The 14,496-nt window shown below is 38.5% G+C and carries 7 protein-coding genes; 5 read left to right on the top strand and 2 right to left on the bottom strand.

Translation table 11 applies throughout. The features are described from left to right. Positions 1-3 precede the first annotated feature (3 nt). Positions 4-2,988 carry a DUF6443 domain-containing protein gene (locus ABJQ32_03885; GenBank protein ID MEP5288762.1) on the bottom strand — a complete coding sequence of 995 codons (2,985 nt, stop codon included), beginning with the start codon at positions 2,986-2,988 and terminating at the stop codon, positions 4-6. An 18-nt stretch (positions 2,989-3,006) separates the two neighbouring features. Further along, the gene (locus ABJQ32_03880) at positions 3,007-6,363 is read right to left on the bottom strand and encodes an RHS repeat domain-containing protein (protein ID MEP5288761.1); all 3,357 of its coding nucleotides are present in this window, start codon (positions 6,361-6,363) and stop codon (positions 3,007-3,009) included. A gap of 180 nt (positions 6,364-6,543) precedes the next feature. Between ABJQ32_03880 and ABJQ32_03875 the strand changes: the two genes are divergently transcribed. From ABJQ32_03875 to ABJQ32_03855, 5 genes are all read left to right on the top strand, one after another. Continuing rightward, the gene (locus ABJQ32_03875; GenBank protein MEP5288760.1) at positions 6,544-6,873 is read left to right on the top strand and encodes a hypothetical protein; all 330 of its coding nucleotides are present in this window, start codon (positions 6,544-6,546) and stop codon (positions 6,871-6,873) included. Positions 6,874-7,041: 168 nt separating this feature from the next. After that, a complete protein-coding gene (locus ABJQ32_03870) occupies positions 7,042-9,456 on the top strand; it encodes a glycoside hydrolase family 31 protein (protein MEP5288759.1) in 2,415 nt (804 codons plus the stop codon). Next, positions 9,431-11,764 carry an alpha-amylase family glycosyl hydrolase gene (locus ABJQ32_03865; GenBank protein ID MEP5288758.1) on the top strand — a complete coding sequence of 778 codons (2,334 nt, stop codon included), beginning with the start codon at positions 9,431-9,433 and terminating at the stop codon, positions 11,762-11,764. Before ABJQ32_03870 ends, ABJQ32_03865 begins: the two co-directional genes overlap by 26 nt. Before the next feature lie 5 nt (positions 11,765-11,769). Continuing rightward, positions 11,770-13,122: an alpha-amylase family glycosyl hydrolase gene (locus ABJQ32_03860; protein MEP5288757.1), complete on the top strand. Its 1,353-nt coding sequence runs from the start codon at positions 11,770-11,772 to the stop codon at positions 13,120-13,122. Beyond that, positions 13,115-14,449, top strand: coding sequence for an MFS transporter (locus tag ABJQ32_03855; GenBank protein MEP5288756.1), 1,335 nt, complete (start codon positions 13,115-13,117; stop codon positions 14,447-14,449). Before ABJQ32_03860 ends, ABJQ32_03855 begins: the two co-directional genes overlap by 8 nt. The last annotated feature ends 47 nt before the right edge of the window (positions 14,450-14,496 follow it).

The following is a 14,496-nucleotide window of genomic DNA, read 5'->3' as shown; positions in this document are numbered from 1 at the left end:
AGATTAGTTGTTAGGTAGAGATGGAATTGGCGTATTATAAATCAGCTCAAGACTGAATAAGTCTGTTGGGCCTAATTCTTCAGGTGAATTAGATAATGAGGCTTTATTGATGCTTCTTAACCAACCTCTGATGTTATACTCATAATCTACTTGCTGCATATATGCAGCATCAGTTTCTGAGTAGTGCAGGTTTTTGGTTATTAGTTCTCCAAGCTGATTGTACTCGTTGGAATAAAGTTCGATACGATCACCATTATTGTGTGTGTGAAAGCATTGAAGTAGCCTATTCGCATGATCATATTCATATTCTATCAATATAGTATGGCTATTAGCTGCTTCTGAATGTTCCGATTTTATTTCTCGAATACTCCCCGTGAAATCATACTGATTACTTATGATGTCGATACCGTTGACATAATTTTCACTAACCACTTGAATGGCTCTATACTTATCATCATAGAACGTGATGGTTGTTAGATAGTCATCGGTATCAAGCACTTTGGTTTTTGTTCCTGTGACCAGCCCTTTGATCTTTGAATTATAGACTGGAAGAATATGAAAGGCATCTACATTTGCTCCTTCAAATTCTGATGGTCTGACATAGTTTGCTGTTGATAAATTCGTTAGTGTCTTGAACTCATAATTGTCATAGTAGGTCACAGACAAAACCTCATCAATGACTCCTCCTGTGGTATTATTATGCGGATATGCATGTTGATTATACCCGTGATTGGTCGTAGTACCTATGAAAGAAAGGAATCTATAGGTATCACCTGAACCAATCGATCCAACCGAGGCTTGAAGTTCACTTCTAGTACGGGAATCATTTAAGATCCCAGTCATTACGGGCCTATTTAGTGCATCGTAACATGTGAATAACCATCTATCATTTTTGTGCTGAACGCCATCTTGTGTCAGTGCTAACCGATCCCATTTATCATACACCATGTGAATTGGATCTGCGCCTGGCACTTTCTTTTCGCTCATTCTTTTTCGAGCATCATAGGTGTACTGAAACGCCCATGTATTCAAAAACGCTTGACGATCAGCGTTAGCAGCAAAAAAATCTGTATTCAGTTTGCTGGTCGCTTCCGGAGGAATGACAACTCGTAAAAGCCCAAAGTCATCGTAGATGTAATAGGTCTTGGCCCAATCACTATCTATGAATGATTCCTTCAAAATGGTTCTTCCCAGCTTATCCACATACTCGTTAGTTATGTTGCCATCTTCATCAGTTGTTTGATTCTTATAGAGTTGATTCTCGGGGTAATAGGATTCTGAGTTAGTGAGCAGATTCACGTGATTCCACTGAATGACTTCATCTACCGAATTGAGTAAATATTCGAAGGATACGGTTGCTTGTCCTATTTGCCAAGCTTCGCCGGGGCTTCCTTGTTCTAGAGCCCGATTTAACGGACTATTTTCAAACCTTCGTTCTGAAAATGGAGTGGAAGAATTGGAGATATCAGTAGCCGTTTGATAAAAGGCTAATTGATCCTGAATAGCATTCTCTCTATATTTCCCAAGATTCTGATTGTCTACATATGGAAGGTATTGAATGGCTTCTCTACCTAAACCATCATAGTTATGAGGAATAACAAAATCGCTTTCTTGCGGTGATTGCATCACCGAAACCTCCTGCTTTAATCTTCCAAGTCCATCATAGAATTGTTTAAAAGTGCTGACATGTTCGTTGCTTAGATTTTCGGGTGCATTTTCTGTGAAATTTCGAAAACGTAATATTCGCGTGATTATCTGATTGCAAGAATTAACTTCAACAATATTACTCTCAACTGTGTAACCTAGTTCAAACGCATACTCACCAATTACTCTAAACCTTATTCGCTTTTCAAAACTATAATTCCATATGCTTCCACCATCTAATGGATTAGGACTCTCAACATCGGTGAAGTTTGACCACCCAGATCCATTCCAAATACTTTTTTGTAACCTTAGATTCCAAAGATCTGTGGTGCCGTAGGAAGATGTTCTTGTAATTCTTAATTGGTCACCTGGACAAGTAAAAGACTTATCGACTTGTATGTCAATGTGTGGCTTAGGCGTTATAGTGACATCATTGGTATAAAAACTACAGTCAAGAGCGGCTGATTGAACCAATGCCTTAATGGTGACTGGGTTTTTACCATCAAATGTATAACTACTGATTGATGCAACATGATTTCCGTTAATAACCCACGGTCCAGAACTTAGTGAATAATCACTATCTAAATCTAAATTAAAGCCAACCGTTGCTCCCTGTGGAGCATCGGGAAAGGTTGTAGATGTTCCTCCCTGATAGGTCATTTTAAGAGAAGCTTTGGCGACACCAACTTCGATAGTATTGCTGTATACTGAATATCCTCCGTTGAATGCATAATCTCCTTTTACTCGATATCTGGTTCTCTTGGTTGGCTTAGGAGCCCAGATACTTGAACCGTCAAGTGGTGACGGATTGTCTACATAGTTGAAATTTGTCCAACTCGACCCATTCCAAGTACTTTTCTCCAATTTCAAATCATAGATACTTGTTATTCCATAATAAGATCCTCTTGTAATGGTCACAGGATCATCTGGACATACCCCTGTTTTATTTGCAGATATGTTTATATGAGGAAGTTCTTGAGTAAAGGTCTTATTGCCAAAGTTCCCTATTGCCACTTGGGGTCCCGTGGCTCTTAGTTTTCCATCCTCTATTTTTATGGTATAACCACCGTTTATTTGTCCCAGTGTCATATCGGGTAATTGGCGTGTTGTATTTAACTCAAATGGAGTGGTTATTACATAGGCAGTTTGAAAGCTTGCGTCGAAACGTACAGTTAATACATTATCAACAATATCAAGCCTGACTGAACCACCTCCGCTAACAGGACTGTAATAATAAATCCAATCTTGATGGGACCAGGTTATACTATGATCTTCATATCCTTGAGAGAAGGATGATGATAAAGAAAAGCTTGCTAGGAGTAGTATGAGTATTTTTTTAAACATATTATAATTGGCTAGTGACTAATCAGTAGTCAGGTGATATTCATATGACTTCAACAGCATTCCTTCCGGATCGCGTATTTCTATCAACCTGCCTTTTTCATCGTATTGATATTCATGGATTTTACCATTAGGGTCTACCACATGTGTAATTCCAATGAGTGGATCATAAGTGTAGGTTGTCATTTCAGCATCGATCGGCATTACTTTTAAATCATCGATATAAATTCCACTTTGAGCCGAAGATTCAAAAGTTAGATATTCAGTATTGTTTAGAGTTACGATGCGTTCATCGTATTTCCATTCATTATTGCCTGGCCAAAAAGGTGCAATACCTCCATAGTTTTGAATGGATATTGTTCCTCCTGTACCATTTATATTCTTTGAATACATTGATATACGATAAGTACCAGGCGGAAATTGATGTTTGGACTTTATTGAAGCATCTATTGGCTCTATACACTTTTTACCAGTAACACCATCATCAGGAACTGTTCCATAACTCACTTCCCAACTATCGAAACCGCTTTCAAAACTTGAATATCCAATCTCATTTTTATTGGCGTTTTCAGCTATTGCAATTGGGTAACGATGGTTATAGCCCCAGATATAGCTTTTATTAATACCGGATCTACTTTCAATTTGACTCACTTTACTTCCTACATAAGAAATTTCATTAATGCTACTATATCCTGAAGGGATCAATGATTCTGGATCATGGGCTTCAGGAGCTTTTAAATCATCAGACTCATATCTATATTCTTCTGTAGGCTTGCCCCAAGCATCATAATCATACACTGTACCTGAGATAAGATTTCCTTTTTTGACTTCCTCTATTTTAATTGGTTTAGCAACTATATTAGACTGAACTAAATCAAAGGCAATATCATGGTCTGTGTAATCCACTGGATAATAGTATTTAGTAACAAGAGCATCACCATCGCTCGTGGAATAAGTTTTTGATTTTGGTAACCACTTTGAGTTATAGGAGTAACCTGTTGAAGAAGTGAGATCACGAGTATTAAAATGTGTTACCTCTATCATGGATCCTAAAACAGGTTTCCTTATAGAAACAGGGTAATTCTGAAATGCGACTAGTTTAGTATTCGTTCCTATAGGGCCTCCTGAGGTATAACCACCAAATGATTTTACTCCAGCGTAATATCTTTCATTCGTTCCTAGGGATAAATAATTGTAGTCTATTGATTTGATTTTTACTCCATCCGAGTCATACATTTCTTGGTAATCAATCTTTCCATTGTTTTCGCTAAGTGATCTAGGCCATTTTACATTTCGTATAGAAAGAGGTTTTAAATATTCATGACAACCTCCACTTCCAAAATAACTTATTGCTTTATCAGAATATGGTGCGATAACACTTACTTGGTATGGCTTATTGACAAATTCTGATATGATTTTATATGAATTAGAAGCGTCGTTAATGTCTATTATTAATTCTTCTACTCTTGAATATCCATAAAAAGAACCATCTGCAATTGAATGAATTGAAGTTATTGGATTGGAGCTTAACTGTGAATATTGAGCCTTGCAGCCAGTCCCTGAAGGGAAAGGAGAATCAAGTCCATCGCATAATGTATTATATACTTTTTTCACTTCATAATCATTTCTAAATCTCATTTCTTCATCCAATAACAAGCCTGAGGATAGATTGGTGTCGTTGGCGTCCGTATAGTTATATTCATGAGTCTTAGTTAGTGTCCCATCTATATCGTAATCTTTCACCTTTGATATTCTTAAACCACCTATTTCCACATTTCTCTTTGGTCCATTGGGTGTAAGTTCAGGAGAATCTTCCCATTCATAAATTGAGTTATCTCTTAATTGGACATCATTAGGTTCATATATGTATTGAGTATAGCCTCCAGTAGGATAAGTGATTCTATTAAGTACACCTTTTATTGAGTAGTTACTATCTGGAGACCTATAGAATCCAGTAGTAGTGTTATGTGCCCAAGATGAAGTGTAGTCGGAATGAGGAGGGAATAACCAACCATTAGGATCTTTTCCGTTGTAATACCCCCACCAGTCAAATTCTTGGGTTTCTTTTGATGGGAGATTATTTGTACTAGAATAGGAAAAAGTATATCGTCTTTCTTGTGCAGAAAGGCCATCTAGTTTTAATCTATAAAAATGAGTTTTTTTAGTATAAGTGTTACTTTGATTGAAATAACTGAAATTAAATCCAATTCTTTTTTTCAATTCAGATCCAAAGTAGATCGAGATATTATCAAGTTTCTGAGCATGTTCATTTGCTTCTTTAGTTTCTAGATCTTCTCTATCTGAGGTGTTAAATTCTACTTTTTCAGGGCCATTAATGATGGATGTTAAGTATACTTCTTCACTAAGTGAATAGTTCAAGCCTATGTAATATTTACTAGGCCCAAACCCTGAATTGCTATACAAACTCGAATTGAAAAAAGGGTCACAAGGAACTTGAAACTGTGGAGCAGTCTGACCTGTCCAATTTCCTTGTAAGATATTGTAATTGGCCTTCCCATATTGAAACCAATTTCGCCCGGACTTTACTTCAATTTTAGATGAGTAATTAAATTCAATTGATTTACCTGTACTGTTAGGTGATATTATTTTGCTTAAATACCAAGAGGAGGGAGTTTTCCAGGTACCAGGTACATTTGAACCAATTCCATTTGATGTTAAAATTAAGTCAAAGATATATTCGTATCCAATGTTATCAATAACCTTGAATATTTTAGTGTCTTTGTTAAATGATATTTTATAATTTTTTTCATTTAGAACTATTACTTCAATCTCAGGGTCTGGATATGAATAGTGCCCCAAAATGAATTTGATGCTTTTGCCGAAAAGACTTACAGACCAAATATCGGGCTCCATGTCAATATCATCACCAGCGTCAACTCTGTCTAAATCAGACCCTGATAGCAGAGTTTGGGTGGATCCATCCCAATAGCCATCTTCTGGATTATCCGTCAACTCCAACAATGACTTTCTGAAAATCCAACCAATTTCGATATCGGAATATTGATCTAATAAATCGTCTCTCCCCTTTATGGATCTGGTTATAACGGATGTAGCATTAAGTGACCAACCTAAACCTACCCAACTGGCTTCATCATTGGGTCTTAATCCAGGCATATAGTAAGAAAGTGACAATGGAATAGTTAATTCTTCGAATTCAATCTCATATAAAGAGATTCCTATATTAGGTGTACCCATGTATTGATTAGGAGGTAGAAATCCGTATTGCCCAAGAGTAGCTGCTTGTGGAGAAGGTTCGACTATTTCATCAAACTTGGGAATATAGAAATCTTGAGCAAACAGGAAATTTCCTAAGAAATACAGTAAGTAAAAGATGTTCTTATTTCTAGTAGATAGCATATTATTTTAAATGACTGATTTTGTATTCATGAGTAACAGTGAAGACGATTGTAAGCACATACTTATAGCGCATAAGATAATTAGGTTCGGTTGAAGGTTAAAGTTTGCTAATAACTAAATGAAACATTTGCGAGTAAACATTATCATTTGATTATTTTCTTCCAAAAAGAACAGTAAAAAATGGAATTCACAATACCCACTTTTGGGTATTTATCTTTTGATAAAATTAGCTCTTTAGGTTGGAGCTTAGCTCCAAAAGTTCATCCAATGAATGAGTGGTCGGGTTTTGAGGATAAAGTGTATGATCTACTGAACGAATGGTATTTATTCAAGTGTCTTGTGCCTAACTTAGGTGGTACAGAATTTACGTTACTTCCTAGAGATCAATATCATTCAATAGAATATAGCCAATCAATCATGAGGATTAAAACTGGTCTGTCAAATACTGGACTTGAGATCTTCTCTTGGTTTTGCCCAAACCCGACTGTAAACGTCAGTATTGATTCATGAGGCTATTGGCTCGTGATTTGTCGAGAAAAGTCTGATTTTTTACAAAATCTTCAGTATCAGGAGCTTTCGCAACCGTTTGCGTTATTTTTTTTGAAATAAGACTACCCTCCGCTGCAAGAATATTCATTAATTTGACCCTATCACTCAACTTAATGACGGAATTATATTATGTTGGATATTGCCAATAGTGAACGCAAGAAGCGAATACAAATGGGAGGGAATGTAAAGTCATACACGTCAAATGATCATGGCATTCAGGTTTATACTGAAGACAATACCTATGAATTAACCTTCTATAATAAGCAGACTGTGAGGGTACATCAGGTAGGTAAGCACAGGGATGAAAATCCATATGCGGTTATTCAAAATCCTGAAAATGTCGCTTTTTCAGTGGAAGATCACGGCGAGACGCTTATAGCTACTTCAGAGTCGTTAGATATCGTAATCAATAAGTCTCCTATACTATTCACATTCTTAAACAAAGAGGGAAAAATTATCAATGAGGATGACGCTGGTCTTGGGACGCAAACACAGGGCGAGCAAGTCACCGTGTACAAAAAGCTTCAAGAAAACGAGCGATTTGTAGGGCTAGGTGAAAAGACTGGGCCATTGGATAGAAGAGGTAAAGGATACCAAAACTGGAATACAGACCATTTTGCCTATGACATAGAGGCCGACCCTTTATATGCATCCATTCCTTTTTATATGGGCATTCATGATGACCTGAGCTATGGGATATTTGTAGACAACTCCTATAAAAGCCATTTTAATTTTGGTGCTTCCAATAATCGATTCTCCAGCTTTTCTGTGGATTCGGGTGATATGAACTACTATTTTTTCGGTGGTTCAGTAGCTGAGATAATAGCGTCTTACACCTGGTTAACAGGGCGTATAAACCTTCCTCCAATGTGGAGTATAGGATACCAGCAGTGCCGATATAGCTACTACCCAGATACGGAGGTATTAGATGTTGCAAAGAAATTTAGAGATAAAGATATCCCAGCAGATGTGATCGTATTGGATATCCATTACATGGATCAGTATAAGATCTTTAGTTGGGATAAGGAACGATTTCCCTATCCGGACCAGATGGTGGATATTTTGAAGGAGATGGGATTTGAGGTGGTCGTGATTTGTGATCCGGGGATTAAAATGGAAGACAAATATGATCCATATACCAGTGGGAAAAAGGAGGATGTATTCCTGAAGTACCCTGATGGCACAAACTATGAAGGAGAGGTATGGCCAGGTTGGTGTAATTTTCCTGATTTCACGAAAGACTCTACGCGTGAATGGTGGAAGGACATGATGAAGTCTTACACCAAAATGGGAATCAAAGGCTTCTGGAATGACATGAATGAGATCGCCACTTGGGGTCAAATGCTTCCGGAAAATATCGAGTTTGACTTTGAAGGAGACGGAGGTACCACACGCAAGGGAAGAAACATCTACGGGATGCAGATGGCTAGAAGCGCTTATGAAGGAGCCAAAGAGAACTTGAAAGGAAAACGCCCTTTTGTGCTTACCAGAGCGGGATTTGCAGGTGTGCAACGCTACAGTGCTTTGTGGACGGGTGATAATGTAGCCAACGATGAACATATGCTTTTAGGTGTTCGAATGGTCAATAGTCTAGGCTTATCAGGAGTGCCGTTCTCAGGGTATGATGTTGGCGGGTTTGCCGGAAACGGACAAAGTAACCTGTTTGCCCGATGGATTCAGGTTGGAGCGTTTTCACCTTTCTTTAGAGGACATTCCATGATCAACTCGCACGATTCTGAACCATGGTCCTATGGAGAAGAGGTAGAAGAGATTTCGAAGAACTATATTCGACTTAGATATAAGCTACTTCCATACATTTATGGGGCATTTTTGAGGGCATCCGAAACAGGAATTCCTATTACGAAAAGCTTATGTATTGACTATACGCAAGACGCCAAGATTTACGAATCTGACTATGAAAATCAATACTTGTTTGGAGAAAGCATTTTAGTAGCGCCTCTGGCAAGTGATCAACGATATGGGAAGGTATACCTCCCTGCCGGTGAGTGGTATGAGTTCTTTACTGATGAAAAGCTAAAAGGAGGAAATGAAATGATCCGTGAGTACGCGCTGGAGCATTTACCACTATTTATCAAAGCGTCATCTATTATTCCTGTTTACTCTGATGTAACGCTGAATTCAAAAGACATAGGAGAGAATCTGGAGCTTCATATATATAAGGGAAGCGAATCAAATCAAGTTGAGTATTACGAGGATGATGGGGTTTCACATGACAATGAAAATGGGGCATATCACAGAAGAAAGATTCACTTCAATCCTGAAGGAAACTCAATTAAAATTCTAAAAGCCCAAGGAGACTACAAAAGCAAAATCAAAAACCTGAAGATCGTTCTTCATGGTTTTGATCAAGCAGAACTAGAAAACTGGAGTGGCGGAAGTCTTAAAAATGACTGCTATTCATATGTACAGCCCATCTCTAATTTTGATCCATTCGAACAAGAAAGAAGAGATACTCTTAAATCTGAACACACTTTGACAGTCGAAAAAGACTACACCGATGAAGAAATGGTTTTTACTTGGTAGCATTATTGTTTTTGCTATTTCCTGCGATTCTACAAATCAATCGCTCACATTATTGGACACCCCATTGATAGTGGGTAAGGCTACTCCCATTAATCTGGATCTTCAAGAAACGAAGATTGTATTGAGTGATTATGTGTTAGATGCTTCAAGACTGGATTCCATTACTACAGATGGCCCTTTTTATGTGGATGTTGATAACTCTGTGATTGGCATTTTAGGTAGACCTAAGAAAGCTCTCTACAACATGACTTTCTGGTCACAAGGAGTAGGAGAGAGTGTGCTACTTAAGCGAACAAAAAAATCATTGCACTCCTTTTTTTATCAAGCTGGACAGGAAGTCTCGGATGTCAAGATTAAAGGAGACTTCAATGCCTGGAATCCTAATAACACCATTTTGGAAAGAAAGGGAAATGGATTTTCGGGATACGAAACAATAAGTGAAGGCACTTACCAATACTTATATGTTGTGGATGGAGTAGAGAAAAGAGATCCGACCAACCCAGATTCCATTAGCAATGGTATGGGCGGATGGAATTCTATCATAACGATTGCTGGTTCGGATCCAAATCTTATTCCTCGGATCCAAACCGAAGACAAGAGTTCAAGCTCTATCACACTTACAAGCAATAATCAGATTGAAAAGGTGTATGCTTATTGGGAAAATACATTGATACCTGAGGGCATGATTAGTATTCAGGATAATAAGGTTACTCTCAATATTCCTGGTAATGCTAAAGAGGTAGAACGATCAAAAATCCGATTATGGGCCTACAATCAGAAGGGTGTCAGTAATGATGTATTGATCCCATTACACAAAGGGGTGGTACTTTCTTCGCCAAACCAAATAGCTCGACGTGATCAAGAATCAATGGTAATGTACTTCTTGATGGTTGATCGTTTTAACAATGGCAACCAAGAAAATGACAAGCCTTTGAATATACCTGAGGTTCATCCGAAAGCAGATTATTTTGGAGGTGATCTTGCGGGAATAACTCAAAAAATTAATGAAGGGTATTTTGAAGAACTGGGAACAAATACGATTTGGCTGTCTCCCATCACACAAAACCCAGAAGGGGCTTTCGGGAAATACCCAGAGCCACAGACTAGTTTTTCAGCCTATCATGGCTATTGGCCTATCTCGAATGTCCGTGTAGACCATCGTTTCGGTACATCAGACGAATTTAGATCACTGGTAAATAATGCGCACGACCAGAACATGAATGTACTGTTGGACTATGTAGCCAACCATGTGCATGAGCAACATCCAATCTACCAAGAGCATCCTGACTGGGCAACAGATCTTTATTTGCCAGACGGATCTTTAAACACAGAACGATGGGATGATCAGAGACTAACTACCTGGTTTGATACGTTTTTGCCTACGCTTGATCTCTCTCGAATGGAAACGGTTGATCCAATGACTGATTCGGCCATCTTTTGGTTGAAAGAGTATGGAATTGATGGATTCAGACATGATGCTACTAAGCACATCCCTGAGATATTTTGGAGAGTTTTGACCTATAAATTGAAAGAGCAAATTGCGAGTAAAACTGGACAGCCGGTTTTCCAAATAGGGGAAACCTATGGAAGTCACGAGTTAATTAAAAGCTATATAAGCTCAGGCATGTTGGATGCACAATTTGACTTTAACATGTACGATAGAGCGGTCTCTGCTTTTGGTGGAGGTGGAGGGTCTATGAAAGAATTGGCTAATTCACTTCAAGAGAGTATCCGATTTTATGGAGATCATAATCTCATGGGTTACATCACAGGGAATCAGGACCGTCCTCGATTCATTTCATATGCTGATGGATCACTGGAGTTTGGAGAAGACACCAAGTATGCAGGATGGAATAGAGAAATAGCTATTCAAGACACGCTGGCCTATCAAAAGCTTTCAGCGTTGACTGCTTATATGATGACTATTCCGGGCATTCCGTGTATTTATTACGGTGATGAATATGGTTCTCCCGGAGGTAATGATCCTGATAATCGACGACAAATGCAGTTTGGTAACTTGGATAGGCACCAGCAAGCAACACTTGAGCGCACGAAGAAATTGATAAAGATCAGAAAGGACAACCTGGCATTGATATATGGAGACACGGAAGTTTTAGGTGTTTCTGATACGCACCTTATTATTTCACGTCAATATTTTGACAACAAGGTAGTAGCCGTCTTTAATACCTCTGAAGAGCAGGTTTCAGTTGAAATATCCAGAGGAGGGGACATTAATTTTTATGGATTTATGGAAGACGGAGAACTAGTTGTACCAGCCAATACTTTTGAAATAGTTACCTACAATTGAAAAGAATGAAAATACTTACCCACTTGATTTTACTGGCTATTGTAGCCTGGTCTTGTTCCACTACAACTAATAGTACGAAAGCGCCAGACATTAGCGAAATAATGTATCCAGAAAAGGCAAAGGATATGGTTATCTATGAAGTTAACATACGGCAGTATACTCCAGAAGGTACTTTTAATGCCTTTCAAGACCATTTACCGCGATTGGAAGAATTAGGAGTAGACATTCTTTGGGTTATGCCTGTTCAACCAATTGGAGAAAAGAATAGGAAAGGGGGGCTAGGAAGTTATTATTCAATTCGGGACTATACAGCTGTGAATCCCGAGTTTGGTACCATGGAAGACTTTAAGAACTTGGTGGACGATGCTCACTCCAGGGGAATGAAGGTTATCCTGGACTGGGTAGCTAATCATACGTCTTTTGACCATGCCTGGACTGAAATAGAAGGATATCATAACACAGACTCTCTTGGAAATGTGACCTGGCCAGAAGGAACAGACTGGACGGATGTGGCAGACTTAAATTTTGAAAACATGGACATGCAAAATGACATGATTTCAGCGCTTAGATTTTGGATAAATGAAACGGACATTGACGGATATCGATGTGATGTCGCAGGTGCTGTTCCAATGGATTTTTGGAACAGAGCAAAGGATTCATTGGATATGGATAAAGACCTTTTCATGTTGGCTGAAGAAGAGAAACCAGAAATGCATGAAGATGCCTTTCACATGACGTACGGATGGGGGTTTCATCATACAATGAATGATGTTGCGAAAGGCGAAAAGAATGCAGACGATCTAGTCAACTTTATTAATGAGGACTATAGCCGCTACCCTACAAATGCATTTAGAATGAATTTCACTACCAACCACGATGAAAACTCATGGAATGGTACTGTGTTTGAACGATTCGGAGAAGGGCACAAAGCTTTTGCAGTCTTAGCATTTACCATTCAGGGTATGCCATTGATATATAGTGGGCAAGAAGCTGGTCTGAATAAGCGATTAGCATTCTTTGAAAAAGACTCGATCGATTGGGACGATGTGAAATATCAGGAATTCTACTCAAAGCTGGTAGATATTAAGCATGACAATGCAGCACTTTTCAATGGAGAATTTGGAGGTCGACCTACATTTATTCCGACTGGAAATACCAATGTCATTGCTTATAAAAGATCTAAGGGAGATAATACGGTGACAACATTGATCAACCTTTCCGATCAACCTCAAGATATATCTATAGCTGAATTGATTTCTTTCACCGATTTCTTTTCAGGTGTAGAGGTTTCTGAGAAGATGGACTCCTTGGAGCCATATGCGTATTATGTAGGAGCAAATGCTGCGAACAATGAGTAATGTTTCGCTAGGCTCTGATAAGCCAAGACTCAGTTTTTGGCAGATATGGAACATGAGTTTTGGGTTTCTTGGAATCCAATTTGGATTTGCCCTGCAAGGAGGTTTTATGTCTCAAATCTTTTTGTCTATGGGCGCTTCAAAAGATCAGATTCCTGCTTTGTGGATTGCAGCCCCATTGACAGGCCTTTTAGTTCAACCTGTCATTGGATACTTAAGTGATCGAACATGGAGTGTACGTTGGGGTAGGAGAAAACCATTTTTTCTAATAGGAGCAGTTCTTAGTTCCATTGCTTTGTTTTTTGTCCCATATTCATCAGCTCTATGGATGGCTGCTGGATTTCTATGGATACTGGATGCTTCCATCAATATCAGTATGGAACCATTTAGGGCATTAGTTGCAGATAAGCTTCCAGAAAAACAAAGATCATTTGGATTTGTAGTTCAAACGCTTGTTATAGGTATAGGAACATGGGTAGCAAGTGGACTTCCCTGGTTTGTAACGAATCTGGGCGTTTCTAATGATTCAACCGGCGGAGTAGTTCCGGACTCAGTCAAAGTAGCTTTCGCAGTTGGTGCACTAGTATTTATGATTTCAATCCTGTATACGATATTTTCCACCAAGGAGTATCCACCAGAAGACCTTGAAGCATTCCGCAAAGAGAAAGAAAAAGCCAAAGGATTTATACATGGAGTAAAGGAGATTTTTAGCGGCATCAAGAGTATGCCATTGGTAATGAAAAAACTTGGTGTTGTCCAATTCTTCTCATGGTTTGCATTTTTCACCATGTGGAATTTTGCCAATATCGCTTTGACAGAGCATGTATTTGAACCATCAAATTCTGAAGAGTATAATGCTGCTTCTGCTCAAGTGGGTTATTATATGGGAACATATGGTTTGGCTTCTATGGCTTATGCACTGCTGTTGGTGTTCGTAACCAGCAAGTATTCTATCAATAGAAAATATCTTCATATGATCAGCCTGATCATTGGTGGACTAGGGTTTATATCCATGTTCTATGTATCTGAAGCTTGGATGCTTCACATTTCATTTGTAGCTGTTGGAATGGCATGGGCCAGTATACTTTCAATGCCATATGCTATGCTGTCGAGTGCCATTGACGGTAAAAAGATGGGCATGTTCATGGGACTTTTTAACATGTTTATTGTTATTCCTCAGATTGTAGCTGCACTTGGAGGTATAAACTTCACTTATAAATTGCTTTTTGGGGAAGCGACAATAAATACAATGCTTCTTGCTGGAGTGTCGCTCATTTTAGCAGGATTCGCAAACTTGATTATTGTTAATAAAAAGGCAATTGAAGGATAATGTCCAAACTAGGTATTGATATGCGCAGAATCAATTCTAAATTTGAG

The organism is Marinobacter alexandrii, from assembly GCA_039984955.1.
Lineage (GTDB): Bacteria > Bacteroidota > Bacteroidia > Cytophagales > Cyclobacteriaceae > Ekhidna.
Note: the sequence above shows the minus strand (reverse complement) of the source record. Positions and strands in the feature narration are given on the sequence as shown.

Bases quoted from the DNA above. Each gene is read 5' to 3' on its own strand.
- ABJQ32_03885 (MEP5288762.1), bottom strand. From the start codon at position 2,988: ATGTTTAAAAAAATACTCATACTACTCCTAGCAAGCTTTTCTTTATCA.
- ABJQ32_03880 (MEP5288761.1), bottom strand. From the start codon at position 6,363: ATGCTATCTACTAGAAATAAGAACATCTTTTACTTACTGTATTTCTTA.
- ABJQ32_03875 (MEP5288760.1), top strand. From the start codon at position 6,544: ATGGAATTCACAATACCCACTTTTGGGTATTTATCTTTTGATAAAATT.
- ABJQ32_03870 (MEP5288759.1), top strand. From the start codon at position 7,042: ATGTTGGATATTGCCAATAGTGAACGCAAGAAGCGAATACAAATGGGA.
- ABJQ32_03865 (MEP5288758.1), top strand. From the start codon at position 9,431: ATGAAGAAATGGTTTTTACTTGGTAGCATTATTGTTTTTGCTATTTCC.
- ABJQ32_03860 (MEP5288757.1), top strand. From the start codon at position 11,770: ATGAAAATACTTACCCACTTGATTTTACTGGCTATTGTAGCCTGGTCT.
- ABJQ32_03855 (MEP5288756.1), top strand. From the start codon at position 13,115: ATGAGTAATGTTTCGCTAGGCTCTGATAAGCCAAGACTCAGTTTTTGG.